Below are 26,201 nucleotides of genomic sequence, written 5' to 3'. Positions count from 1 at the left end.
GATTCCTGCAGAATGGGTCTTCATCCGGGCCGACCTGCAGATTCTGATTCTTCCCCACCAGCGGAACCCGCCCCATGACACGCACAGCTGCCAGCCTGTTGCTTTTCTTCGCAGTCTTCTCTCTTCCCGCGAATGCTTCTGCGGAATTCCGTGCCGGTGCGGCCGTCGTGGACGTAACGCCGGACCAGTTGCCGGTGATTGTCAACGGCGGGATGACAAGCCGTTCACTCGACAAGGTCAAGTCTCGCCTGAGTGCCCGGGCAATTGTCCTTGCTGAGGGGGATCTGCAGCTTGCCATCGTCGTCGTCGACAGCTGCATGATGCCGCGAGAGTTTCTGGATGATGCCAAGAAACTAGCATCCGACGCCACCGGCATCACCACCGACCGCATGCTGATCTCCGCCACCCATACGCACTCAGCAGGATCCGTCATGGCCTGCCTGGGAACGGAGGCGGACCCCAACTACGTGCCGCTCCTGCGTGCAAAGCTGGTGGAAGCCATTCAGGCGGCTCAGAAGAACCTCGAACCGGCCCGTGTCGGATTCGGTGTGATCAACGCTGCGGACTTTACGGCTCTGCGTCGCTGGATTCGTCGTCCGGATCGGGTCGAAACTGATCCCTTTGGCAATGCCACTCTCCGCGCCAACATGCACGCTGCCCGCAATCCTGATGACGTCATCGGAGAGTCCGGACCAGAAGACCCGGACCTTTCGCTGATTTCATTTCAGTCAACCGCGGGGCGGCCGATTGCGGTTCTGGCAAACTTCTCGATGCATTACTTCGTCGACAACGACATCAGTGCCGACTACTACGGCTTATTCTCCGAAGGGCTGAAGGAACGGATCGCTGCAGAAGATGGCTCTGGTGCTCCCCCGTTCGTCGGCATCATGTCGCACGGGTGCAGCGGAGACATCTGGCGCCACGATTACACCAGGCCGGATTCCGATCAGAACAAGCACACGATCGAAACCTTCACCAACGGTCTTCTCGATCTGGCAATGCAGGCCTACAACAAGATCGAGTACCACCCAGTTGATGTTCTGGAGATGGTGGAGACGCGGATTCCGCTGAACTATCGCGTTCCTACCAAGGAGCGGCTGGAATGGGCAAAACGGGTCGTTGCGGAAATGGGGGATCGACTTCCCAGCACGACCGAGGAAGTCTACGCCCGTGAGCAGATCCTGCTGGATGAAATGCAGTCGACCGAAGTGGTCGTTCAGGCGATCCGCATCGGGGACATTGCAATCGCAACAACCCCCACCGAGACATATGCGCTCACCGGCTTGAAGCTCAAGCTGCAGAGCCCCTTCAAGAAGACCATCGTGATCGAACTGGCCAACGGCGGCGATGGCTACATCCCCCCGCCGGAGCAGCATCTCCTCGGGGGCTACAACACCTGGCCTGCACGATCCGCGGGTCTGGAAGTGGAAGCCGAGCCCAAGATTGCCGCAGTGGCACTTCAGGCACTGCAGCAGGTGTGCGCTCAGCCTCGACGGGTCTTTGAACAGTCTCAGGGGGCCGCGACCCTCGCGATTCTCGATCTGAATCCGACAGCCTATTACCGACTCGATGAATTCACCGGACCTCTGGCAAAAGACGCTTCGCCTCACCATCGGAATGGCATCTACGAATCGCGTGTCGTCTACTTCCTCGAGGGGCCTCACTCCGACCTGTTCTGTGAAGCAGGTGAAACGAACCGCTCCGCTCATTTCGCTGGAGAACGATTAAGACTTTCGCTCCCTCAGCTCGCCGACAAGTACACCATTTCGTTCTGGTTCTGGAACGGCATGCCTGCAAACGGCCGTGACGTGACCGGCTGGATGTATTCGCGAGGGGCAGACGATGTTCTGGGAGCTGATGGTGAACACCTCGGACTGGGAGGCACATCCGGACACCAGAGTCGATTGATCTTCCAGCAGGGAAATCGGACAGAGTTTGTCGGCGGAAAGACGGAGATTCCGCGCTGGTCTTGGAATCACGTCGTTCTCACCCGTGACGGTGATCAGGTCAAAGTGTTCCTCAACGGGAAGCCCGAGATCGAAACCACCTCTCCCCCGTCTGCTCACCTGAGTGTTGAAGAATTCTTCCTCGGAGGTCGCAGCGACAACCAGAACAACTGGGAAGGGCGACTCGACGAGATTGCCATTTTCGACCGGGTCCTGAGCCCGCAGGAGCTTCAGAAAATCTCTGTGCAGTAGCATTGTGAGAATCAACCGAAAGCGTTGACTTGCAGTTGCTCCACCAAAGTCCTTGATCCTGAATCGCGATTCACCCCTCGACTTTAATCCAAGATAGGATTCCCCCCAGCATGGCCGACTCGCCCGAGGTCACAATTCCCCCTTCGCGAATCTCCGCTCTGTGGAAGACGGAAGACTGGATGGCAATCTGGGTCGGGGCCCTGATTCTGGCAATCGGATACTGGTCGGTCATTTCAAATCCCCCCCAACCGGACACGAAACCGGAGACCAAGCCAGTCAGTGCCCTCAAGTCCTGGCTGAAGACTCCGGGCAAGTGGAGATCCGATCCGCTGGACGCTCTTCGCACCGGAGAGGCACCGAATCAACAATCGCTGGTTCCTGCTCTGGGAGCGACCGGGCTGATGCTGCTGATTCCGTTTGCGATTTCATCAGGCATCATGGGACGGGGATTCTTGCGATTCATTCCCGCGTTCCTGGTGATCTGGCTGCTGGCAGTCCTGTCATTCATCCTCTCCGGACAGGAAGTGGTGAACCAGTACAATCTGGAGTACGTGCTGTGGGGGCTGGTGGTGGGAATGATCATTTCCAACACCGTTGGCACTCCCTCGTTTCTCGCACCAGCGATGTGCGGCGAGTTCTATATCAAGACCGGTCTCGTGCTGCTGGGGGCGGAGATTCTTCTGGGGCGTCTGCTGGCACTGGGGGTGCCGGGAATCTGCATTTCCTGGATCGTCACTCCGATCGTGCTGATCACAACGTTCATCTTTGGTCAGAAGATCCTGAAGATGGAATCACCTTCGCTGAACATGGTCATTTCAGCGGATATGTCGGTCTGCGGCGTCTCGGCAGCGATCGCGACGGGCGCAGCCTGCAAGGCGAAGAAGGAGGAACTCTCCTGTGCGATCGGCCTGTCGCTGGCCTTTACGGCCGTCATGATGATCGTGCAGCCAATGATCATCCGGGCTGTGCAAATGGATGAAATCATCGCGGGCGCCTGGATCGGCGGGACGATCGACTCCACGGGGGCAGTGGCTGCTGCCGGAGAACTCGTCAGCCGCCGGGCTGGTGAAGTGGCTGTGGTGATCAAGATGATTCAGAACATCCTGATCGGCGCGGTCGCGTTTGGTGTCGCCGTTTACTGGACGACCTGCATGGAGCCGGGAACAGCCGGAACCAAACCAAGTGGAATGGAAATCTGGCGGAGGTTTCCCAAGTTCATCCTCGGATTCGTGGCAGCGTCAATCCTCTTTTCAGCCCTCGCCGAAAACTCCGCTCAAGGGGCAGCCGTCGTCGATGCTTCCGTCAGTGTGACGAAGCAGCTGCGAACCTGGCTGTTCTGCCTGGCCTTCGTCTGCATCGGACTGGAAACCAACTTCAGAACACTCGCACCTTACTTCGCAGGAGGCAAGCCGCTGGTGCTGTATGTGGTCGGGCAGTCATTGAACCTGGCTCTGTCGCTGTTCATGGCGTGGCTGATGTTCGGCGTCGTCTTCAAAGAAGCGGTTTCGCCATGAGCTGTACCGCACATTCCTTCCGCCCAGCGATGCGTCTGCTGGTGTGCCTCGCCTGCATAGCCATCCTCTGGCTGGGTGTGCTCCCCTGGGTGGGACGACTCCCGCCGGTCGAAGCGCATCTCAACTTCATGCGAGAAAACCACATCGATGCCGGAGCAATGTTTTACTCCGAACTCGATGAGCGAGTCTTCCCGGAGAAGTCGACGGTGACCGAGCTCCTGCAGCGACGCGGCCGAGATTGAGATCAGGCAAAGCGGCGATCGGGTGACGGCATCCCTGCGTTGAGATATGATGGCGTCGCCGCTCAGTCTGGATCATCGTTCGCCCTGCTCACAGGAATGTCGTGATGTCCGCTTCGATCAAAGCTTATGCTGCCAAGGCCCAGAACGCTCCATTAGAACTCGTCAGCTATGATCCGGGACCGCTTCCGGTGGATCAGGTCGAGATTACCGTGGAGAGTTGCGGACTGTGTCATTCGGATCTGGCGATGATCTCCAACGGCTGGGGGATCAGCACCTATCCCCTCATCGCCGGACATGAAGTGATTGGAACGATCACCGCGGTGGGTGAGCACGTCACCGCGAGAAAGGTTGGCCAGCGTGTCGGTCTGGGCTGGTGGGCCAGCAGTTGCCTCTCCTGCTACCAGTGCCTCTCAGGCAATCACAATCTCTGCCCGTTCGCACAACCGACAATTATCGGACATGCCGGCGGGTTCGCGGAGAAGGTCCGCTGCCAATGGATCTGGGCCGCCCCGCTTCCGGAAACGATCGATCCCGCTTCGGCCGGGCCGATGTTCTGCGGAGGGATCACGGTTTTCAATCCGCTGCTGCAGTTTGGCGTTTCACCCACCGACCGGGTCGGCGTCATCGGGATTGGCGGGCTGGGACATCTGGCCCTGAAATTCTTCCGCAGCTGGGGCTGTGAAGTGATTGCGTTCACCTCCAGCGACAGCAAACGGGAAGAAGCCCTGAAGCTCGGAGCGCATCAGGTCGTCAATTCCACGAAGCCTGCCGAGATTGAAAAGCTGCGAGGTTCGTTGAACTTTGTGATCTCGACCGCCAGTGCGACGCTGGACTGGGCTACATTCTTTCCCACGCTCGCACCCAAAGGCCGAATCCACTTCGTGGGGGCGACAGGCGACCCAGTCCCGGTCAGCGTCCCGCAGTTCATCGGCAGCCAGTATTCCCTGTCTGCTTCGCCCGTTGGCAGCCCGGCAACGATGTCGACGCTCCTCAACTTCGCCGGTCGCCACGGCATCGCTCCGCAGACGGAATACTTCCCCATGTCCCGGGTCAATGACGCCTTGAAGCATCTGCATGACAACAAGGCCCGTTACCGGATCGTGCTGCAGGCCGATTTCTGAAAGGAGAAGAACCGCGAATCCGGCGAATTGTGCGAATCACATCCCGACCCGGCGAATTCGCCTAGTTCGGGAATCCTCTGTGTCGCCGAAACGAGACTCACCGTGTGATTGTTTCCCCTGACCCGAGCACGGTTTCGACGGCGCGGACATGGCTGGAGGCGATCACTTCACACTCGCTCAGATCCGTACACAGCAGGTTTCCCGCCATTTTGGGGTCACCCAGCCGGCCGCGGACCACAACCCAATCCCCTTTCTCCAACTGGGACAGACTGGCGGCAGCACTTTTCGGAAGGAAACAACGGACGGACGGGGGGCCCAGGAGTCGCTTTTCGAAGAGCGCCGCGTGGCTTTCCTGCATGATCAGGACACCAGCACTCTGTTCGTCTCTGGGTTCCGCCACCAGATTGAACTGGTCAAAGTAGCCCTCCCAGACGACTTGCTTCCCGATGTAGTTCCGAAATGCCCGCTCCCGCTGGGCTGCGGAGTCGTAACGCTGTTCGACGTTCGACTGCCATTCCATCAGGCTGACGGGACTTGTCGAGAGCAGGTCCTCCACGGTCTGCAGCTTTTCCTCGACAATCATGGCAGTCTGGGTCGGAGCGACAGCGGGTCCCGAGGTCGGCCCCAGCCAATGGGTGACCCAGGCCCGGATCAGGGCAGCAGCGATTCCCAGAAACAGCGAGGAGATCCCCAGCCGGTTGATGATTCGAATCGTTTTCCGAACTTGGGATTTCTGCTCCATCGCCGTCTCACTGATAGCGGTGACCGATCAATTCAAAGGGGCCGGGAAGCTACGACAAACTTCGCAATTCGCCAAGACGAAGATTGGACTAGAGGTCAGGGGATAGTGGATGTCGACGGAAGCTGTTTGCATCAAAGAACTTTGAAGCGTTCATCAAGCAAAACCACCCCCCTCCTGTCAACCACCCTGAAGGCCAATTTCAGGCATCCGAAAAGATTCCTCGCAAGCGACTGTTTTCAACTTGAATGCGTCACTGGCATTCCCCACCATGGCTCGTGGAAGGATTGTTACACCGCCTCCAAAACAGGGAATCGAAAGGCTCCCTGACCTGGTGCACAACCAGAGCATCCAAAGTTCTGTTGTGACTGGAAGCGGTGTTCTTGACCCAGTGGATGGTAAGAAAGGTTGATTGAATGAAAGTGCAACTGGTCGCGCTCGCTTGCTCCGTGCTGTTTCTGGCAGCGGCTCCACACACACCGCTGACGGAAAACTCACAGATTCAGGCGATGTACGCCGCTGCGAACCGGCATCGAGCTCAATACTCGCTGCCTCCCCAGATTCTCGATGAACAACTCTGTCAGCAGGCCCAGCGATGGGCAGAAAACATGGCCGCCCGTCATTCCATGTATCACGGCGGCGGCGAACAGATTATCGCCATGGGTTATCCCAACGCAGAAGCCTGCGTCCAGGGCTGGATCTACTCACCCGGTCATCGGGTCTGGGTGCTCAGCCGGAATTCACGCGTCGGCTTCGGCTGTGCCGTGAGTTCCACCGGGCAACTGTATTACGCCGGTGTCTATCGCTAGACCCGTTTGACCTGCCATGTGCAGGCGATTCACTGAACGTCATTTGAAAAAATGCTCAAAGACGTCAGATTGAATTTGTGTCTCTTTTGAGAAAGACTCGGGACAACGTGTTCCGGGTCTTTCTCTTTTTGGGGATCATCGAAAAAATCGCCCCTGAAGTGCGGGGATCGCAGAGAATGATGATCGCCCGCTCTGACTGACTCTTGTGAAGGAATGTCCAGATGGCATGGTGGATTCTGATTGTGGCTGGCCTGTTCGAAGTGGCATGGGCAAGCGGACTGAAAGCAACCCAGGGATTCACCAAACTGGGGCCCTCGGTGTTCACGCTGGTGACGCTGGCGATCAGTATGATTCTGCTCGCGCTGGCGCTTCGAACGATTCCGGTCGGGACCGGCTATGCAGTCTGGACAGGTATCGGGGCTGTCGGCACAGCGTGTCTGGGAATCCTGATTTTCGGCGAACCGGCCACGCCCGCCCGGCTGGGGTTCCTATTCCTGATTGTGGTCGGTATTGTGGGTTTGAAGGTTGTCTCCCACTGACAATCCGACTGCTTTGAGACTTTCCAGGATGCCCTGCCATGCTCAGTTCCCGCCTGACCTTGTCTGTGATCTTTCTCCTGCCTGCCCTGTCCCTTGCCGATGATGTTCGCGATCTGCAGACACAGGCAGTTGAAACAAAACGGGGAGCGTTCGGACACTGGGGTTGGGATCCGGAGAACTATCTGGCCTGGAGCACCCACTCCAATCGACTCATTCCGGTCTACACCTTCGGAACGATCAATGCCGGCCCGGGAATCTCGCTGAAGTCGTATCAGGGTCAGAACAGCCCCTATGCCAGCCAGACGAAGCTGGAAGATCTCTACGGATATGTGCCCTACGGGACTTTGAATCCGGAAGCACCCTATTTCGATCAGACCAATATCTTCGACATCCAGAAGGCCGCTCTGGATGCCGGCAAGAAACACATCATTCTCGTTGTGTTCGATGGAACCGACTGGCAGACCACCTGGGCTGCCAGCACCTACAAGAACAAGCGGGTCGCCTACACCGAAGGTCGCGGAACCGGCTTGCACGTGCAGGACTATGACGCTGCCGGCACCACGGAATTCGGCTGGATGGTGACCAGCCCCTGGTGCGACGACGTCACCTGCGATCTGGACAATCAGACCGTCTCCAACGTCGAGCAGGCCCTGCGCGGTGGATATGCATACGAGGTCGCTGGACTCTACCCCTGGAGCCGTCCGACCGACATCAAATACCTGATCGGCAAGGCAGAACAACATGAACTGCGTCAGGCCTACACCGATTCTTCCACGTCAGCGGCGAGCATGACCAGCGGGGTCAAATCCTACAACGCGTCGATCAACGTTCGGGTCGACGGGACTCAGGCTGAGACCATTGCCAGCCTCGCACAGCAAAAAGGATATCGTGTTGGGGTCGTCACCAGCGTCCCCATCAGCCATGCCACTCCGGCCGCTGCCTATTCACACAATGTTCACCGGGACGACTATCAGGATCTGACCCGAGACCTGCTCGGGCTCCCTTCGATCAGCCACCCGCAGGAACCGTTGACGGGAGTCGATGTCCTGATCGGGACCGGGTATGGATCAGAACGGACGAAGGACAGCGGGCAAGGGAAAAACTTCGTCCCCGGCAATTCTTATCTCACGCGTGAAGACCAGCAGAAGGTGGACGTCCGCAACGGGGGCAAGTACGTCATCGCCGAGCGGACGCCAGGCGTTGTCGGGATCGAAGAACTCCGTGAGAAAGCCCAACTGGCGATCGATAGCAAGCATCGTCTGCTCGGCTTTTTCGGAACGAAGTACGGACACCTGCCGTTCCAGACGGCCGACGGAAATTACAACCCCACCATCGGCCGCAGGAATGAAGCCGAGACGTACACCGAAGCTGATCTCATCGAGAATCCGAAACTCGCACAGATGGCAGAAGTGGCACTGGACGTTCTCAGCCAGGACGATTCTCCCTTCTGGCTGATGGTGGAAGCGGGCGATGTCGACTGGGCAAATCACGACAACAACATCGACAACTCCATCGGTGCGTTTCTCAGCGGCGATGCTGCGATCAAGACCGTCACGGACTGGGTTGAGAAACACAGCAACTGGGACGAAACCGTGATGATCGTCACCGCGGATCACGGCCATTATCTGGTTCTCGACCATCCCGAGCTGCTGGTCCCGGATCGGGACGGGAAATAGGAAATAGGGGATAGGAAATAGAGAGGAACTTTCCCGCTACCCGCTACCCACTACCCACTACCCACTACCCCCCCAGCCAAAATTCTTCTTGATCCCTCTTCGGGAATTCTGATACAACCCCGCTCCCTCCCGGCTCCCGGTCTCTCCGGAGCCGAGATTCCTTTCATCGTTTCCTCGCAGTCACTTCACAAGCACATCCAAAGCTGTTTTCCGGCCCCCCTGAAAACCAGCCCTCTCAACTCTCAACTCTCAACTCTCAACGCTTACCCGCGTCATGGAGGACGCATGGCAGCATTTCGACAACACATCCTCTTCAGCAGCCTGCTGGGAGTCGGATATGGCGTGGCAGCTGGGACGTTGCTGAAATTCAGCCCCACCGAGGCAATGCTCGCGGGGTATCTGACCGGAGTCGGTGGAATGCTGCCGGACCTGGACATTCCGACCGGTCGGCCAGGACAGGAAATCTTTTCTCTGTCTGCCGCCGTTGTACCGCTGATCACCGTGGGACACATCCTCAAAGTCACCCAGATGCCGGTCAACAACGAAAGCATGATTCTCGTCATGCTCTGCATGTACTTCTTCATCCGCTATGGACTTGCCTGGCTGGTGAACAAACTCAGCGTACATCGCGGCATGTTTCACAGCCTGCCGGCCATGCTCATCGCAGGGGAGTCGATGTATCTCGTTTACCCCAGCCCCAACCCCTGGATCAAACTGCTGATGGGGGGCGGCCTCGCACTGGGCTTCTTCTCTCACCTGTTCCTTGATGAGATCTACTCCGTCGGCTGGAACGGTCCGCTTCCACAGATCAAAAAATCGTTCGGAACAGCGATCAAATGGGCGAGCCCGTCACTGGGGCCGACCCTGTTCACCTATGCCCTGCTCGTCGCCCTGACATTCGTGGCAGGCGAACAGGCTGGCATTATCGGTCTTCCGCAGGATCCTGAAGCAGCTCCCTTCGCGGGACAGGAAGAGGAACCCGCTCCCAAGCGTGAGACCACAACTCCCCCGGTGGTGCAGTCGGCAGCAGTCCCGGAAGACCAGCTGACAGACGCTCCCCTCTTTCAGTAAATCGCCACTTGCGGCCCCCAGCACAGCGGCTCAGCAGTCAACAAAAAAAGGGAGCGACTCTTCGAAAAGAGTCGCTCCCAACAATCCAGATCTAACGCCTGTTGCGCAGTCAGGAACTGGCTGCGAGAAGAGCGACAGTCAGGTCATGTCTTGCATGTACCTTTGGTGACTGCGGCTCACGCGATTTTTTGGTCCTCTGGCGAACAAGTCTGCGAAAGATCTGGTGTTTTTAGTGCTCGCGACGAATCGCAACCTTTGTGCGAAGCGTTCCGCCGCGGAGCAGAATGATCTACTTTTTGCTTTGCTTCCTCGTGCTCGCGACGAATCGCAACCTTGTGCGAAGCGTTCCGCCGCGAAGCAGAATGATCTACTTTTTACTTTGCTTCCTCGTGCTCGCGACGAATCGCAACCTTGTGCGAAGCGTTCCGCCGCGAAGCAGAATGATCTACTTTTTACTTTGCTTCCTCGTGCCCGCGACGAATCGCAACCTTTGTGCGAAGCGTTCCGCCGCGAAGCAGAATGATCTACTTTTTGCTTTGCTTCCTCGTGCCCGCGACGAATCGCAACCTTGTGCGAAGCGTTCCGCCGCGAAGCAGAATGATCTACTTTTTACTTTGCTTCCTCGTGCTCGCGACGAATCGCAACCTTGTGCGAAGCGTTCCGCCGCGAAGCAGGCGATTTCACTCGATACAAAGTAAGCTGACTGCTGACTGCTGACTGCTGACTGCTGACCGCTGACCGCTGACCGCTGACCGCTGACCGCTGTGACGCGAACACTCGTCTTTTCGGCAGTTCCTGTCAACGGGGATCAGCAAAGATTTCCATTTCATCAGGAGTCATCCGCGCATCGACAGGACTTGCCTCCTTCCTGTTCACCTGCACTCGACAGTTCGCTTCGATTTCACAAAAATCGACTGATGAAAATCACATTTCTGGGAGCTGCCAGTGAAGTCACTGGAAGTCAGCATCTGATCGAGACGTCGCATCGCCGCATCCTGCTGGACTGCGGACTCTTTCAGGGACCGCGTTCCGAGTCTCGTCGCAAGAACGAGAGATTCCAGTGTGAGCCGAAGACACTGGATGCCGTGATCCTCTCTCACGCACATCTGGATCACTGCGGCAATCTTCCTCGCTTGTTCAAGTTCGGGTTTCGCGGGCCCGTGTTCTGCACAGAAGCGACAGCAGACGTCATGGAGTTGATGCTGCTGGATTCTGCAAAGATTCAGGAAGAAGATGCCGTCTATCTTTCGCGAAAACTTCCTCGCGGACATCCACCTGTCGACCCCCTGTACACGGAAGAAGATGTCCGTGGACTGATGAAACTTGTCGAGCCTTGTTCTTTCGATGAATGGATCAATCTGGACGCCCGGCAGGAAGCCCGTATTCGATTCACGCCAGCAGGCCACATTCTCGGTTCAGCGATTACCGAAATCGAACTTAAGGATCAGGGGGAGCAGAAGCGGGTCGTCTTCACGGGAGACCTGGGACGTCGTGATATGCCGCTCCTGAAAGATCCTGCTCTCGTCACAGATGGTGCGGATGTTCTCATCTGTGAATCGACGTACGGCAACCGCATCCATTCTTCTCCGCAGGATCTCAAAGCGATTCTGCTCAATGTGATTAAAGAAGCCCGGCTGCGGGGAGGCAGGGTCATCATCCCGGCCTTCGCACTGGGACGAACTCAGCAGATCACCTACTACCTCAACGATCTCTTCAACCAGAACGTGCTGCCGCGAATCCCCATCTTTGTCGACAGCCCTCTTGCCAACAAATTGACGCATCTATTCCGCCGGCACGCTGAGGAACTCGACGCGGATCTGCAGACCGTATTGACGACCGATCCGGATCCGTTCGGCTTTGAACATCTGACGTATGTCGGGAGTCATCAGGAGAGTATGGCTCTGAACAAGCGCAAGGGTCCCTGTGTCATCATCGCAGCGAGCGGGATGTGCGAGAGTGGCCGCGTCGTGCATCATCTCAAACATGCCGTCAGCGATCCCAACAACCTGATCCTGCTGATGGGCTATCAGGCTCCGCAGACGCTGGGGAGACAGATCGCCAACCGGAAAGAGACGGTCAAAATCTTTGACCGCATTCTTCCTCTCAAGGCCCAGGTGCTGCAGCTGGATGGACTGAGTGCCCACGCGGATGCCACGGACTTCAAATGGTGGTTTGAAGAATCCATGCGTGACAGCCATTTCGGCAAGGTCTTTCTGGTGCACGGTGAACCGGAAGCGGCCCATGAACTTGCACAGCTCGTCAAAGACAGCTGCGATGAAATGCCGATCGTCCCGAAGTACGGTGAAAGCTTTGAAGCTTGATTGACGGACCATGAAGCTTGTGATTTTTCCAGCGATTGATGACGCACGTCTCTCGTCAGTGAAACTCGCTGCCAGCGAAATGACTGTCGCGAATTGTGGGTCGCCGGCGAAAGCTCTCGAAGAGATCCCGGATGCAGACGCCTTCTTCGGTAAGATCACTCCGGAGCTACTGGCGGCTGCGACAAACCTGAGGTGGGTACAAGCCCCAACCGTCAGTCTGGAACATTACATTTTTCCGGAACTGGCTGCACATTCCTGCGTGCTGACCAACATGCGGGGACTCTTCAGCGACGTTGTGGCGGATCACGTGATGGGCTTCGTATTGATGATCGCCCGCAATCTGCACGTCTACCTGCGACAGCAGCAACAACATCTCTGGCATCCGATCGGCCAAAGTCCGGAACAGCAGACGCTCGCGGGCAGCGTCGGAACGGTCACGGGAATCGATCGGAACCATCTGCATCTGGCGGACTGCACGCTCGGTGTGATCGGAGTCGGACAGATCGGTGCCGAAATCTGCCGGCGAGCGGCTGCCTTCGGCATGACTGTCATCGGGATTGATCCACTCACCCGCAGCGTTCCGGGAGTGATCGATTCGGTCCAGCCTCTTTCCGAATTATCAGATCTGCTCCAGGCCAGCGACTTCGTCTGCATCGCAGCCCCACACACTCCCGAGACCGTCAAAATGTTCCGCACAGCTCAGTTTGAGCAGATGAAGCGAACGGCGTGGCTGATCAACATCGGACGCGGAGCAATCGTCGACCTCAACGACCTCGACCAGGCACTGGAAAATAAAGTTATCGCCGGCGCTGCACTGGATGTTTTCGAAACCGAGCCGCTCCCCGCTGATCATCCTTTGTGGAAACGCGAGAATGTCATCATCACCCCGCATGTGGCCGCCGCTTCTCCACGCATCGCCGAGCGACATCTCCAGACGCTTCTGAAAAATGTGACGCGCTTTGCTTCCGGTCAACCACTATTGAATGTGGCTGATAAAGCGAAATGGTATTGAGAGGGCGATTCAACATAAAAACTTCAAATTGATTAAGGAACGGTCCAAACACCCGCACTCGGAGAGTGCGGATTACTGTACCTCGCACTCTCCGTGTGCGAGACACAGCACGGTTTGCGACACAAGCCGAAGCCAGTTCTTCACACGGACTCAGAACATTCCTGCCCTGTCCTTCACGCACTTTCCCCAGCGTGTTACGCTGGGAGTTCCACGAGACGTGCATTTCGAAGAGGAAAGTTCCTGCCATGCTGCAAATTCCTGTGATCCGCTGGGGTAAGCCTTACGAGTCGATGGAGAAGGCTCCCGTCGTTCATTTTGAAACTGGTGAAGAACTTGCCCGGATGGATCAGGCGAACGGCGGCCTCATCAAGATGGATATGCGGAAAGCGTTGAAGGGTCGCGAAGTCCTCCGGCAGCTTTCGATTGAAGAGCTGTGCCAGAGGTGCGCTCAGGCTGCCGATCACTTCATGAACGATACTCTGCCGCTGGGGAACGGCACGCAGACACCTCATGAGTTCTGCCATATTCAGTCGGCAACCACTGGCCTGCCCGAGCACATGTGCGCCTTCAACATGCGCAAGAATGCGTTCGTCCTGAAGCACATGAAAGAGGTGCTCGAGTCGCTGACCCGCGGTCTGCCGTTCGACATCCTCACCAACGGCTACGGCATGGAAAGCCGGGGAGTGATGGTCAGCTATCAGGCGACTGCTCCGGTTCTGGGGGCAGTGCTGCCAAACAACTCACCGGGAGTTCACACCCTCTGGCTGGCACTCGTGCCGCTGCAGCTGGGCCTGGTCCTCAAACCGGGTTCGCAGGAGCCGTGGACTCCCTACAGGATGTTCGCTGCCATGACGAAGGCAGGCATTCCCGCGGAGGCGTGGTGCATTTATCCGGGCGGCCACGACTGCGGCAGCGCGGTGATGGAAACCTGTGACCGTTCGATGATCTTCGGCGGGCAGCAGACCCTCGACAAGTACAAGGACAATCCCAAGGTTCAGCCGCACGGCCCCGGCTTCTCCAAGATTCTCATTGGAGATGACAAAGTCGATCAATGGGAAGATTACCTCGACATCCTCGTCGACAGCGTCTTCGCGAATTCCGGTCGCAGCTGTATCAACGCCAGCAGCATCTGGGCGTCACGCCATACACGGGAGATCGCACAGGCCATCGCCGAGAAACTCGGGCCGGTGGAACCGCGTCCGATGGCGGATCCCGATTCCATGCTCGCAGCCTTCACGACCAAAGGGGTCGCCGAAGCGATGCACAATCAGATTGAAGAGAAGCTGAAGGAACCGGGCGTGACGGACATGACCGCTCCCTATCAGTCCGGTGGCCGCTGGATCTCGCACGAACGCCATGATTTCCTGCGTCCAACCGTGGTCCACTGCACCAGTCCGGAGCCGTTTCTGGCGAACACGGAATACATGTTCCCGTTTGTTTCCGTCGTCGAATGCCCGCAGAAGCAGATGATCAAATCGATTGGCAGCACGCTGGTCTGCACAGCCTTGACCGACAACGCCGCATGGCAGCGTGAACTCCTGGATGCGACGCACATCGACCGGCTGAACATCGGCGAAGTGAAGACGGTCCAGCTCAACTGGCTGCAGCCGCATGAAGGCAACATCATCGACTTCATGTTCCGCAACCGCGCAGTCCAGACCAGCCCCCCGCCGGCGCATTGATCTCTTCATGACGAGAGGCGCCGCGAGCGGGTGTTCCCATAAGGAGCAATCAGTCGGTCGATTCCGAATCGAGGATGGTCCGGGTCTTCAACGACGGATCAGAGGCGATCAGGAACTGCACTCGGTGTTCACCCGTGATGGCGGTGTCGAACATGTCATCGGGAAGAAGATCTGTTTCTTTGCGCCGCAGCTGCTCCGCGAGAATGGTGATGACGAACGCGCTTAACGAGCAGCCCAGCATGGTGATCGTCATCGGCCAGGTTGTGCCATCGGCGAAGATTCCCACGATGGCGCCGGTGATCGCTCCTCCCGCAAACTGCAACATCCCGAGCAGTGCAGACGCTGCCCCCGCCTGATGAGGAAACGGTGCCATGACGGCAGCTGCCCCGTTGGGGAGGAAGATCCCCAGGCTCGACAGGGCCAGGAAGGTTGTGATCATAAACGCGGGTGCTCCACCCCAGCCTGTCCATGACAGGACGCACAAAGTGCAGACGCAGATTGCATTCATGGAAATGGTGGCGATCATCAGGGAATGCGTTCCGAACCGGTCCAATAGCCAGCGATTGAACTGGGCCGAGCCGATCAGCCCAACCGCATTCAAAGCAAAGACGAGGCTGAAGGTATTCGCGGAGAGGCCGAAAACATCCATGAACAGCGACGGCGCCGAGGCGACGTACGCAAACAGTTCACCGAGCGCCAGGCTGACCGGGGCGGCATACCCGATAAATCGTCGGTCGAACATCATCGAAACGTATTGCCCCATGACGGTGCCGAAGGAATCGCTGCGCCGGTTCGATGGGTGGTGAGTTTCCGGAAGATCGAAGTACACAGCGATTCCGCACAGGCAGCCAAAGATCCCGAGAACCCAGAAGATCAACGTCCAGCTTCCCAGTGACATCAGCCAACTGCCCACCGAGGGGGACAGGATCGGGGCAATGCTGATCACCAGCATGAGCATCGAATAAATCTTGGCTGAGTCTTTTTCTTCGAAGCAGTCCCGCACGACCGCCCGGGCAATCACCATCCCCGTCGCGCCGGCGAGTCCCATGACAAACCGGGCTGCAATCAGACCTTCGATCGAGTTTGTAAATGCACAGATCACCGAAGAAACAGCAAACGCCACCGATCCAAAGAGCAACGGACCGCGGCGTCCCAGTCGGTCGGAAATGGGACCGCAGATCAGCTGTCCTACTGCCAGACCTGCCAGAAATAACGACAGCGTCAGCTGCATCATTCCGCTGGCAGCGTGAAGTTCCCGTTCAATCTGAGGAAAAGCGGGGAGATACATGTCGATCCCGAGAGGGCCGAATGCATCCAGAAGTCCGAGGAGGACGATGAACCGGATTCGAGAGAACCCCACCAGCCGACGGGAGGTCGGGCCGGATGAGTTGGTTTCACTGAGAGACATCCACATTCCTATGAAGCGATCGATCCCAGCGTGATCGATGGTGAGCAGCACGTCTTCTCACAATAAACGTCCTGGCAAATCTCGTCCAGTCCGGCCACACCCGGAGAGCTCCGCGTAATGTGTCCCTCGTACTCTCCGAGTGCGAGATTCCACGGGAAGTACGCAGCGAATCACGACTGATTTTTTCGGACGTGTGGGGGGATCAAAATCCGCCCACCTCAGACTTGGAGCGGAAATTCCGGCCACGGTTGATCAGGTTCTGTTCTTCATCGATCGGCACTACGCGGGGTTGCAGCGTGTACGTGAAATCGTGACGGTCAGTGACCCGGCCCGGCATGAAGTGATTCGTAATAAAGTCGATCGGCACGTACTGGTAAAACGGCGTTTTGACTTTCTGCTGCACCGTCAACGTTTCGTATCCGGGAGCCGAGATCGTGAATTCGTGCGTTCCGTAGTAGGTGAAGTCGGTCGAGACCGGGGAAAGTCCTAGTCGCTTGCCGTCCACTTCCACGAGGGCCCCCGGTGGATTCGTCCGAATCGTCATGCGGCGGCTGACACATCCCGAACCTGTCGAGAGTGCAACGCTGCACAGCGTGAGCCAGACGGTGATGGAGGTGAATCGCATGCCGGGTAGGAAAGGCAACAAGACGGGAGGACGGGGCTTGTTGAAGAGCGGGAGTGTAATTTGAAAGGCGGAAATCCACCAAGAGGAGATTTTCCAGCCCGCCGCAATCCCGCAACCCCTTATCAGAAAGAAGGTTGCCGCCCGCACTAAAGCAAAAAAAAGGCGGTCCAACGGCAAATGCCTTCGGACCGCCTGGTGCTGGCTCGTGGACCCGTTCCTCCAAGCAGTTACTTCGCCTCAGCGGGCTTCTCTTCCGCCGGCTTTTCTTCGGCAGGCTTCTCAGCTTCCGGTTTCTTCTCTTCCGGCTTGGCTTCTTCGGGCTTCTTCTCTTCAGGCTTTGGCTCCTCCGGTTTTGGTTCTTCTTTCGGAGGAGCAGGAGGAGCCAGTTTGACTTCGCCAACGATGATCAACTCAGGCAGAACCTGCTTGAGTTCCGCAGCGCCGGCATCGGTCACTTTGCTCTGCCAGATGTACAAGTGCTTCAGCTTCTTGAGGTTATGCAGGTGCTTCAGGCCCGCATCGGTCACCTGAGTCGAGTAGATATTCAGGTAGGTCAGATTTTCGAGTCCGGCCAGGTGGGCGAGCCCTTCATCGCCGATTGCCGTCTTTTCCAGGTGCAGTTTTTCGAGCGTTTTCAGGCCAGCCAATGGAGCCAGGCCAGCGTCGGTCACCTTCGTCCCAGCCAGGTTCAGCCAGACCACACTGGGGAGTTTCGCAACTTCAACGACGGCCGCATCGTTCACTTCCGGACCAGCCAGATTCAGCGAGACGTCCAGGCGCGGGTCATTTTGTGCGATCGGGAGAACATTTCCCCCCAGCTTGCGAAGTGCATCCACAGCTGGTCCCCCTGCAGGAGCGGCGGGGGCGGCGGCAGGTTCTTCTGCCCGGAGCGTGGAAATTCCCAAGGAGAGCAAGCAGGTCGCCAACAGAATGGATCGTCGCATTTTCAATCTCCCTCAATCGTGAAATATCAGGCTCAGAAGCGCGAAACAGAGCTCTTCGACCCCGATCGACAGCTGTTCTCGATGCGCCTCGCTGAGATACCGGCGGGATTGCACAAACCGGAGTATAACCCCGAATCCATGGAAAATTAAGCGTTGCAGAAAGTGCTATGGCCATTTGTGTTGCCGCAATTTGTAAGGACGTTCCGCGAGGAGAGTTCCTGATCGCAAACTGACTCTGGTTTAACCGGAGCTTCGAAGAGATTCTCCCGGTGCAATGAGGCATCCGCGGGACGGGCGGAAGCGCTCGGACGAAGCTTTCAATCTTCGCAGCGGGATGCACAGCTGGCGCACGGGATCGCCGACGGAACACGATAGGCATTCTCCGCGGACAAGCGATGCAGGATTTCCCAGAGGGAAACCCGTTTTCTCATGAAAATGCGGTGGGTTTTCTGAGCGTTCCACCGGATTGTCGCGCAGATCTCCACATTCATCTCGGGCCTCACAAAGCTCCCAGGTTGTGCAAGTCACTTGACATGCAAACTCTTCTTAACTGCTGTCCAGAACCGAAGATTTTGACATTTCTTTGCTGAAGGTCCAAGATTTGTTGAAGTCTGAGTCGCTGGCCGTGACCATACACATCTGGAGATCAACAGCAATCAGGAGTCAGGTTGGTCTCCCGACCCAAGCCAACGAAAGCAGGAGCTTTTATGTTCACCCCTGAACTCGCATGTCTGGATTTTCAAGAATGTCGCGAGCTGCCCCCCAGCACGCTGGTGGCCCCCTTGTCTGTCCTGCGGGAGATTCGCTGCGCGTTGGGTGCGACGAAACTGAATCTCCTGGTCGGCCAGCAGGAAGCCGTTCTGGTCTCCTCCGATCTGTTCGAGGCCTTCCACGCCTGGGAACAGACTCAGGACGATATCGAGCCCGAAAACGGCCCGGATAATTCGCTGTTGAACTGAATTCCAGCGACTGCAAGCCCTGCCCCACTGACTCTTGAAGCAGCGTTGCAGCAATCGAAACACCCTTCTTCCCGGAAGGTGAAGGACACGGCAATCAGGTGGTGCCGTGTCCTTTTTTATTGTTCGTGATCGGGTGTCGGGGGTCGGTTTTCAGTAGACTGTCACGTGACTGCTGAAGACAGAATTCTCACCTAATGTCGCTGGAAACATCCTTGTTCAACGTCGATCGACTCCTGGCTGAAACCTTCCTGGAGCACGCCCTCTGGCAGGCGGAAACCGGTTCGACCAACACCGATGCACGCGAACTGGCCAGGACGGACGTTCCGCTGCCAGCCCTCATCGGAGCCGAGAATCAGCTGCAGGGTCGGGGTCGAAAAAATCACCAGTGGTGGGCGTGTTCAGGTTCCTTAACATTCTCCCTGCTCCTCCGCCCGGCAGATCTGGGGATCCACATTTCGCAGTGGCCGTTGCTTTCGCTGACAACCGGTCTGGCGGTCTGTACTGCACTCGAGAGGTTCCTGCCTGCAGCTCAGGTGCGGGTGAAATGGCCAAACGACGTTTATGTGAATCAGCAGAAGATCTGCGGAATCCTTCTGGAGACAATTCCCGAACTGCCGGAGTTGTTGATCGTCGGCGTCGGGATCAACGTCAACAATTCGCTGGCGGGCGCCCCTGCCGACCTTCAGCGTTCCGCGACGTCCATGTTGGATGTTGCCGGACAGCCTTTTGACCGTACAGATGTTCTGATTGGCTGCCTGCAACGTTTCGCCGACGAAATTCAAACATTGTCCGTCAGCCAGCAGCCTGTTCTGCAACGTTGTCGCGAGCGATGCTTTCTCACCGGTCGGTTACTGACTGTCGAGGATCTCACAATGGAAGTGACCGGGATGTGTCAGGGGATTGACGATGACGGGGCATTGCGGGTCACCACTGAGAGCGGACCCATGCGGTTCTTCACCGGGCAGATCACGATGATTGATTGACGGTCGCTGACGCTGCCTGCGTGTTGGAAGTTGATGTGAACCTCCTCGGGGACGTTCGGGAAGATGGAATCGAAAGCGGAAATTCGTACGCGTGTGCTCGCTGCCCGCCGGCAGCAGGCCGAGCCAGAACAGGCCAGCTCCATCATTGCAGGCAAATTGACGGAGTTACCCGAATGGAAGTCTGCAGGCACGATCCTCTTCTATGTCGACGTCAGAGGCGAAGTCCGCACGAAGCCGCTTCTGCAGCAGGAACTGGTTCGCCCCGGACGCTGTGTTGTTCCGTACTGCGACGGAGACAGACTCCAGCTGGTCCAGATCAGACGATTTGAAGAGCTCACGCGAGGCTCCTTCGGAGTCCTTGAACCCTGCGAAGATGTGCGCGCTTCCCCGGACCGTCAGGTTTCTCCAGACCAAATTGATCTGGCGGTCATTCCCGGTGTCGCGTTCGACACTGCCGGCGGACGACTTGGATATGGACGGGGCTATTACGATCGCCTGCTTCCGGATCTGCGTGCCGACTGCCCTCGCATCGGCCTGGCGTTTGAATGCCAGCTTGTCGACTCGATTCCGATAGAGGCGCACGACCACCGGGTCCAGATGATCGTCACGGAACGACGGGTCCTGTCGATCCGGTAAAACAGGCCGCTTTCCCGATTGCCCCGGAATGAGAAACCCTGCCGGTTGCGGAGACAATAAACATCTTGCCAGCCAGCACCGGCCCCTCGCAGCAGGGTGCAAAAATCTGTGGCTGAGAAAGAGTGAATCTCAAGCCGGAATCCGCTGGTGTGATAGCGTTGCCTATTCGAATTCAGAGGCAACGAGGAACTATGCGCAGTGGCGATTCGAGGAGGCGTCCTATGTTCAAATCTCTGCTTTCCGGTCTAACGGTTGGGAGTGTCGGCACTCTGCTGGCGATGCAGTATCACCTGGTTCGTACAGACGAGAAATTCCTGATCGTTTCTCGCGCGCATCAGCCTCCCCTTCGCAGTGCATATGTGGATATCCGCCACTGGAGCCCCGCCATGTGGAGCCATTACCCGGAACTCCGGGAAGCGATGGTCAAAGCAGGACGAGAGGACCTGATGGCTGAACGCAAGTCAGCCCCCAGCTCCTCCCCCAATGACAGTGCCGTTCCTTATCACGATGTCAGCAAGTCGGTCGCGACTCCGATTCATCATGTGACGGAAGCCCGCGCTCCTTCGCTGGTCAAGAAGCAGGCGACCGCGATCGTTCAGGAACAGGAACCGCAAATCGCCTCACCGCAGATCGCCCTGGGTTCGTCCCAGCCGGTCGCCACTCCGATCATCTCCGCAGTTCCCAGCGCCGCTCCTGCTCCATCTCAATCTGAACTGGAGCACGCACTCCCAAGTATGCAGCGGACCGTTCCACATCCGGTCGAAATGCAGTCGTCCCCCCCTGCGATTGCGAGCCATCAGGAGACGACTTCTCATTCTGTTTCCACGCCTCCTGCAACCACTGCTCCCGCCGCACGGGACTGGATGCAGAACCTGCTCCGCAATATTGTGCCCGCCGCCGAGAAACCGGTTCAGAGTGCCACTGCAGCTGAACCTGATCACGCTCCGAGCCCTGCTGCCGTGATTCCGCAACCGGAACCTCAATCGCAGCCAAAGCCTGTCGAAGCTGCTGTCCCGCAAGATGAAGAAATCTCATTTCCCGCCAGCCCTCGCCGCATCCCGATTGCGAACGGCAAGGCAATCTGAAGAGTCACGCCTTCAGATGAAGTGATGGATTGAGTGAACCGCGAATGGCGAGAATCAGGCGAATCCCGTTCTCGCATCCAATCGGATTCGAGCTCTTCGGTGGCTTTGATTTCAATGCAGCTCCGTACATGACATCTCCGGACGTCAGGTGCAGCATTGAAACCGAGCCGCTGAACGATTCGCGTGATTCGCGGTTGCTCCGTGCCTCCGCATCTCTGTGGTGAAATACCAATCGCCAACGGAATCAGCACGAACTCAAAACAGGGTCTGCGGCTTTTCGGATAGCCGCTCAGCAAACTGTCGGCCGGTGATCGGCATCGGCATCGTCTTCAATTCATCAAGTGACACCCAACACAGGCCGGCTTTCAGTTCCCCGGACGAACGACTTCGAGAATTCAACTCAGCCTGCAGGCACAGGAGTCGAATTCGATACCGTGTCACGCTGTGACGAATCTGCATCGATTCTTCGATGTTGTGAACTTCCACGTCGCACAACTCTTTCAGCCGATCCATTGCTTCCCGCAGGACGCTGCTGAGCGAACGCTTCGTCAATTTCTCGGCAGGCTGAAGTGTTTCCAGGGGGAAGCGAGGAAAGTCCCACATCCCGGCCCAGCGTTCTCCTGGTGCTCTCTGACGGACCAGCCACTTCTCTCCATCTCGAATGGCGATCGTGGCCTCGACCACCTGTGTCACTTCCGGCCGCTGCTGTTTCACGGGGATCGTGGACTGCTGACCGCTTTGAAATGCCACGCAATAGCCGGTCAGCGGACAGTCTTCACACTTCGGCGCTGCCGGCGTGCAGATGGTGCTTCCCAGTTCCATCAGTGCCTGATTCAGATGGCCAGCCTTTTGACGCGGCTGGAGCATCTCCGCAAACGTCCAGAGAATCCCCTGCCCTGTCTGGCTGCGGGGGTCACCCGTGTAACCGAGAAGGCGACAATAAAGTCGTAGCGTGTTCGCCTCTACAATGGGTGCCGGCAGATTGAAACCGAATGACCGAATCGCACCAGCAGTGTAACGACCGATCCCCGGCAACCGCTGGAGTGCATCGAGATCACTGGGGAACCGCCCTTCGGACTCGCTGCAGATTCGCTGGGCCGCCAGGCGCAGATTGCGTCCGCGACTGTAGTATCCCAGCCCTTCCCAATATTTCAGAACCTCGGCCTCGCTGGCTGTCGCCAAGTCCTGAACGCTCGGAAACCGCGACAGAAACCGTTCGTAAAACGGGATGACAGCTTTCACGGTCGTCTGCTGCAGCATGATCTCGCTGATCCAGATACGATAAGGATCAGACGTTTCCCGCCACGGGAGCACACGCCCTTCACGGGCGTACCAGCGTTCGAGCGTTGTTCGCAGTGATCGACATCGCTGGCGGTCAAACGGCTCGAAGAGAGCGTCACTCATGGGGACACAGTCACTCGTTAAAGGGAGTTTGGTCAGCCAGCAAGTTATAGGAAGCACTCACGACTTGGGAGAGAGACGAAGACCAACTTCATCCCGCAAACCTAAACGGGAGAAGTCCAGTTGACCGTGTGACGTACTCGACAACGCCCTTGATATAGAAGTGACGTGGAGCAGAAGTCTGGAGTATTGCGACAAGCTTGAACTGACGCGTCTGTCACCCATAGGCTCGACTGCCATGAAATACTGTTCACTGGAACCGCCGTACGGTCCGACTCGTCGGTGCGAGGTGTGCCGGGCTCTCGTTCGTGTGGTTCCATCGTCGGTCGGCGATACCGTCTGCCCTCGCTGCGGCAGTTTCATGTGGGTGGAAGGGCCGCAGATGGAGCGATCCGATGCCATCGACCATCTGCTCTCACTGGGAGGACGGCTGGCCATGGATCGAACTTCGCACCGGTGGGCCGTCGATCTCACGGGGACAACCTTTTGCGATCAAGACCTTCCGAGCCTGCTCGAACTGAACAAGGTCGACGAGCTGTACTTGTCCGAGACTGAAATTTCTCCAGATGCGATGAAATCCATCACGCACCTGCAGGGGCTGCAGGTTCTGGAGTTGGAAGGGACATCGATGGGCGATCGGGAGATGCTGCAGCTGGGAACCTTGAGTCGACTGCAGATGCTCAACCTGGGAAGAACGGCGATTTCTGATTCAGGTCTATGTGAATTGCGAAGATGTCGCCGCATCTGGTGCCTGGACCTGGAGCGGACCAAAATTTCCGGTGCAGGACTTTCTGACTTGCGGAGACTTCCGCTGGAGTGGCTGTTCCTGTCTGAAACCGGTTTCTCCGACCGACAGATCCACATCCTGAGAAGGTTTCGCCGACTGGAACGGCTGGAAATCCGTAACACGAGGGTGACGACAGCCGGAGTCGACCAGCTTCGCCGCCAGCATCCCGGGCGTGAGATTGACGCAACCTGCTGATATGGGCCGGAGCAGTTCAGAAGTCTGAGTCGCGAGTCGGCAGCGCATAAAAAAAGCGGTCGAGAGACTCGACCGCTTGATGGACTCTTGTCTTGATTACCGGGACAGGAAGGCGACCACGGCCCCCACGTCCACGGGCAGGCTCACGTCGTCTGCTGTCGGCAGCGAGGTGACAATGGCCTTCAGATCTTCTTTGTCGAAGTTGATCCAGCTGGCGCTCTGATCGGCTCCGGAACCCATTTCGGCGTACAGCTTCTTCAGGTTCACGCGATTCTTGACGGTGATGACGTCACCGGCGGTGCACTGATAGGAGGGACGGTCGACACGGCGGCCATTGACCAGGAAGTGCCCATGCACGATTCCCTGGCGAGCCTGCGGACGGGTCAGAGTGTACCCGGCGCGGCGGACGACGTTGTCGAGACGGCGTTCACAGAGAACCATCAGGTGTTCTCCGGTGTTCCCTTTCAGTCGCTTCGCACGATCGAAGTATTTGCGGAGATGCTTTTCGCGAAGTCCGTAATAGTACTTGATCTTCTGCTTCTCGGTCAGAGCCTCGCCGTAAATACTGGTCTTACGGCGTTTTTGAGCCATACCTGGCGGATAGGCCTTTTTGTCGAGCGCACGGATTGCTCCTGCGTTTTCGAAAATCTGAAACCCGAGGCGGCGATTGATCCGCGCTTTCGGTCCGGTATAACGACCCATCGACTCTGCTTCCTGATGACGTCCAGATGTTTGGATGCATGCAATGCGCAAACTCCCCCAACGTGGGGGGGAACGCGTGATGATGACAATTGACTCCCGCACCGTCAAGCGTCACCGACCGTCAGAAAACGTCCGCGAAGGAAATCGGTCCGTCCCCCCTGAACCCGGCTGTCCACCGCCCGCTCAACGGCAGCTTTTACCGGCAAAACCCTCAAATTCGGCTAATCCTGCCGAACCTGCGCGGCTCTGCTTCCCAGCTTACAAAGCGACCAAACCTGCACCTCAAAGTGTTTAAACCACACGCGTTACGACAACACACAGATCGTCGACAGTCTGGACCAAACAGCCTTTTGCGAACCCTCGCCGCCAGAACTTGAGTAAAAGATCTATTCAGTCCAGAAATTTCCACGTAGAACCAGACTCACCCAGCGGCCGCATTCGCCGGTCGCTGGGACCCACCAAACTTCCCTTCAAAACATCCTGGGACGGGGACACTCAGACTACGGATTCAAAATCGATCCGGATTTCTGAACGTGACTCCCCCTGACCAGGCCCCGAATCAGGCCACGAGTTCCACTTGCGGACTCAAAGGCCCCCTTTCCCCCTGTGCCAATCCTTTTTTTCAGGAACACTTCGATGTCCATGGACATGCGAAAGCTGATCGCCGTTCTCGCCTTGGGAAGCCTGACTGGCTGCAACGCCTGCGTGCCGAAATGGCAGATGCGACAGACCCAGCTCAAGAGCTATCAGTTCTATCAGCAGAGTCAGGCACTTTCCGGCCAGCTCGCTCAGAGCCAGAGCCTGAATGCCCAGCTCGCGATGGAAAAACAACAGGCGGAAACCCGCGCCGCCCAGCTCGATGGCGAACTGAGAATCTCCAACGAACGCCTGAGAAATCTGGCTCAGGAGCGGTCGAAACTCAACGAAGAGTACAAGCACCTGCTCACATCGCTGCCAGCCCCCGGGCCGACCGGCAACAGTGCAGCTGCCAAGCTGTTCGAGGATCTGTGCCGTCGGCATCCAGAGTTTGAGTTCGATCCAATCAGCGGAATTGCCCGCTACTCCGCCGACATGGAGTTCGCTTCGGGCAGCAATGAACTTCGTCCGGAAAGCCTGCGGGTGCTGCAGGAATTCGCGAAGATCATGAATGAAGCGGAGAGCCGGCAGTTCAACGTGCTGGTCGTCGGCCACACCGATGATGAAGCGATCGTGCGGCCGGACACCCGGGCCAAACACGAGACCAACTGGGAACTTTCCGCCCATCGTGCGACAGCTGTTGTGCGGCAGCTCGCGAAGTACGGAGTCTCCGAACCGCGACTGGGTGTGGCTGGCTATAACAAATTCCAGCCAGCTGCCCCGAACACCAACGACTCCAACAAGCAGAAGAATCGCCGCGTGGAGATCTTCGTCCTGGCATCCGACATGGCCATCGCCGGCCGAGACCCCGGGGTGAAGCGTTGAGGGTTGAGGGTTGAGCGGTTAGCGTGGAGCGAATGAGTCACGCTGACCGCTGATGGCTGACCGCTCGATATGCTCAACGATTTCTTTCGAA

23 protein-coding genes are annotated in these 26,201 nt (G+C 57.4%); 17 read left to right on the top strand and 6 right to left on the bottom strand.

Translation table 11 applies throughout. The features are described 5' to 3' along the window. Nucleotides 1–74 precede the first annotated feature (74 nt). The 4 genes from SH661x_RS04820 (at nucleotide 75) to ahr (ending at nucleotide 5,075) form a co-directional block, all read left to right on the top strand. Nucleotides 75–2,198, top strand: coding sequence for a LamG-like jellyroll fold domain-containing protein (locus SH661x_RS04820; RefSeq protein WP_437228551.1), 2,124 nt, complete (start codon nucleotides 75–77; stop codon nucleotides 2,196–2,198). 110 nt (nucleotides 2,199–2,308) lie between these two features. After that, nucleotides 2,309–3,712, top strand: a complete 1,404-nt coding sequence (locus SH661x_RS04815) for a YeiH family protein (RefSeq protein ID WP_437228548.1) — start codon at nucleotides 2,309–2,311, stop codon at nucleotides 3,710–3,712. Further along, nucleotides 3,709–3,954 (top strand): hypothetical protein, encoded by a 246-nt coding sequence (locus tag SH661x_RS04810; RefSeq protein WP_437228546.1) that lies wholly within the window; start codon nucleotides 3,709–3,711, stop codon nucleotides 3,952–3,954. Before SH661x_RS04815 ends, SH661x_RS04810 begins: the two co-directional genes overlap by 4 nt. A gap of 104 nt (nucleotides 3,955–4,058) precedes the next feature. Beyond that, nucleotides 4,059–5,075 carry an NADPH-dependent aldehyde reductase Ahr gene (gene ahr / locus SH661x_RS04805; protein ID WP_437228543.1) on the top strand — a complete coding sequence of 339 codons (1,017 nt, stop codon included), beginning with the start codon at nucleotides 4,059–4,061 and terminating at the stop codon, nucleotides 5,073–5,075. A 97-nt stretch (nucleotides 5,076–5,172) separates the two neighbouring features. Here the strand turns inward: ahr and SH661x_RS04800 are convergent, their stop codons facing one another. Next, complete coding sequence (locus SH661x_RS04800; protein ID WP_437228542.1) at nucleotides 5,173–5,817, bottom strand: hypothetical protein; 645 nt, start codon at nucleotides 5,815–5,817, stop codon at nucleotides 5,173–5,175. A 413-nt stretch (nucleotides 5,818–6,230) separates the two neighbouring features. On the opposite strand from SH661x_RS04800, the gene SH661x_RS04795 reads away from it, so the two are divergent. The 7 genes from SH661x_RS04795 to SH661x_RS04765 all read left to right on the top strand — a co-directional run bounded on the left by SH661x_RS04795 (nucleotide 6,231) and on the right by SH661x_RS04765 (nucleotide 14,924). Next, a complete protein-coding gene (locus SH661x_RS04795) occupies nucleotides 6,231–6,623 on the top strand; it encodes a CAP domain-containing protein (protein ID WP_437228540.1) in 393 nt (130 codons plus the stop codon). Between the two features lie 221 nt (nucleotides 6,624–6,844). After that, complete coding sequence (gene sugE, locus SH661x_RS04790; protein WP_437228538.1) at nucleotides 6,845–7,162, top strand: quaternary ammonium compound efflux SMR transporter SugE; 318 nt, start codon at nucleotides 6,845–6,847, stop codon at nucleotides 7,160–7,162. 38 nt (nucleotides 7,163–7,200) lie between these two features. Beyond that, nucleotides 7,201–8,838, top strand: a complete 1,638-nt coding sequence (locus tag SH661x_RS04785; RefSeq protein WP_437228536.1) for an alkaline phosphatase — start codon at nucleotides 7,201–7,203, stop codon at nucleotides 8,836–8,838. A 285-nt stretch (nucleotides 8,839–9,123) separates the two neighbouring features. Next, nucleotides 9,124–9,909: a metal-dependent hydrolase gene (locus SH661x_RS04780; protein WP_437228534.1), complete on the top strand. Its 786-nt coding sequence runs from the start codon at nucleotides 9,124–9,126 to the stop codon at nucleotides 9,907–9,909. 917 nt (nucleotides 9,910–10,826) lie between these two features. Continuing rightward, the gene (locus SH661x_RS04775; protein WP_437228531.1) at nucleotides 10,827–12,230 is read left to right on the top strand and encodes an MBL fold metallo-hydrolase; all 1,404 of its coding nucleotides are present in this window, start codon (nucleotides 10,827–10,829) and stop codon (nucleotides 12,228–12,230) included. A 10-nt stretch (nucleotides 12,231–12,240) separates the two neighbouring features. Then, complete coding sequence (locus SH661x_RS04770) at nucleotides 12,241–13,242, top strand: D-2-hydroxyacid dehydrogenase (protein WP_437228529.1); 1,002 nt, start codon at nucleotides 12,241–12,243, stop codon at nucleotides 13,240–13,242. A gap of 245 nt (nucleotides 13,243–13,487) precedes the next feature. After that, the gene (locus SH661x_RS04765) at nucleotides 13,488–14,924 is read left to right on the top strand and encodes an aldehyde dehydrogenase family protein (RefSeq protein WP_437228527.1); all 1,437 of its coding nucleotides are present in this window, start codon (nucleotides 13,488–13,490) and stop codon (nucleotides 14,922–14,924) included. A gap of 49 nt (nucleotides 14,925–14,973) precedes the next feature. Here the strand turns inward: SH661x_RS04765 and SH661x_RS04760 are convergent, their stop codons facing one another. The 3 genes from SH661x_RS04760 to SH661x_RS04750 all read right to left on the bottom strand — a co-directional run bounded on the left by SH661x_RS04760 (nucleotide 14,974) and on the right by SH661x_RS04750 (nucleotide 17,901). Then, the gene (locus tag SH661x_RS04760) at nucleotides 14,974–16,332 is read right to left on the bottom strand and encodes a multidrug effflux MFS transporter (RefSeq protein WP_437228525.1); all 1,359 of its coding nucleotides are present in this window, start codon (nucleotides 16,330–16,332) and stop codon (nucleotides 14,974–14,976) included. A gap of 202 nt (nucleotides 16,333–16,534) precedes the next feature. Then, nucleotides 16,535–16,957: a PEGA domain-containing protein gene (locus SH661x_RS04755; protein WP_437228523.1), complete on the bottom strand. Its 423-nt coding sequence runs from the start codon at nucleotides 16,955–16,957 to the stop codon at nucleotides 16,535–16,537. 227 nt (nucleotides 16,958–17,184) lie between these two features. Continuing rightward, nucleotides 17,185–17,901, bottom strand: a complete 717-nt coding sequence (locus SH661x_RS04750; RefSeq protein ID WP_437228521.1) for a hypothetical protein — start codon at nucleotides 17,899–17,901, stop codon at nucleotides 17,185–17,187. A 707-nt stretch (nucleotides 17,902–18,608) separates the two neighbouring features. Here SH661x_RS04750 and SH661x_RS04745 point away from each other — a divergent pair. The 4 genes from SH661x_RS04745 to SH661x_RS04730 all read left to right on the top strand — a co-directional run bounded on the left by SH661x_RS04745 (nucleotide 18,609) and on the right by SH661x_RS04730 (nucleotide 21,564). Next, entirely contained in the window at nucleotides 18,609–18,860 is a 252-nt protein-coding gene (locus SH661x_RS04745; RefSeq protein ID WP_437228520.1) for a hypothetical protein, read from the top strand. Nucleotides 18,861–19,054: 194 nt separating this feature from the next. Continuing rightward, the gene (locus SH661x_RS04740) at nucleotides 19,055–19,843 is read left to right on the top strand and encodes a biotin--[acetyl-CoA-carboxylase] ligase (protein WP_437228518.1); all 789 of its coding nucleotides are present in this window, start codon (nucleotides 19,055–19,057) and stop codon (nucleotides 19,841–19,843) included. A 63-nt stretch (nucleotides 19,844–19,906) separates the two neighbouring features. After that, nucleotides 19,907–20,479, top strand: a complete 573-nt coding sequence (locus SH661x_RS04735) for a 5-formyltetrahydrofolate cyclo-ligase (RefSeq protein ID WP_437228516.1) — start codon at nucleotides 19,907–19,909, stop codon at nucleotides 20,477–20,479. 221 nt (nucleotides 20,480–20,700) lie between these two features. Next, nucleotides 20,701–21,564 (top strand): hypothetical protein, encoded by an 864-nt coding sequence (locus SH661x_RS04730; protein ID WP_437228513.1) that lies wholly within the window; start codon nucleotides 20,701–20,703, stop codon nucleotides 21,562–21,564. Nucleotides 21,565–21,819: 255 nt separating this feature from the next. Here SH661x_RS04730 and mutY read toward each other — a convergent pair whose 3' ends face one another. After that, a complete protein-coding gene (gene mutY / locus SH661x_RS04725) occupies nucleotides 21,820–22,968 on the bottom strand; it encodes an A/G-specific adenine glycosylase (protein WP_437228511.1) in 1,149 nt (382 codons plus the stop codon). Nucleotides 22,969–23,203: 235 nt separating this feature from the next. On the opposite strand from mutY, the gene SH661x_RS04720 reads away from it, so the two are divergent. Further along, the gene (locus SH661x_RS04720) at nucleotides 23,204–23,947 is read left to right on the top strand and encodes a hypothetical protein (protein ID WP_437228509.1); all 744 of its coding nucleotides are present in this window, start codon (nucleotides 23,204–23,206) and stop codon (nucleotides 23,945–23,947) included. Nucleotides 23,948–24,043: 96 nt separating this feature from the next. Here SH661x_RS04720 and rpsD read toward each other — a convergent pair whose 3' ends face one another. Next, nucleotides 24,044–24,649, bottom strand: coding sequence for a 30S ribosomal protein S4 (rpsD, locus tag SH661x_RS04715; protein WP_437228507.1), 606 nt, complete (start codon nucleotides 24,647–24,649; stop codon nucleotides 24,044–24,046). A gap of 636 nt (nucleotides 24,650–25,285) precedes the next feature. Between rpsD and SH661x_RS04710 the strand changes: the two genes are divergently transcribed. Continuing rightward, nucleotides 25,286–26,110 (top strand): OmpA/MotB family protein, encoded by an 825-nt coding sequence (locus SH661x_RS04710; protein ID WP_437228505.1) that lies wholly within the window; start codon nucleotides 25,286–25,288, stop codon nucleotides 26,108–26,110. Nucleotides 26,111–26,201 lie beyond the last annotated feature (91 nt).

The organism is Planctomicrobium stercoris (genome assembly GCF_051465655.1).
GTDB lineage: Bacteria > Planctomycetota > Planctomycetia > Planctomycetales > Planctomycetaceae > Planctomicrobium.
This window is presented reverse-complemented; position numbering and strand designations above follow the sequence as displayed.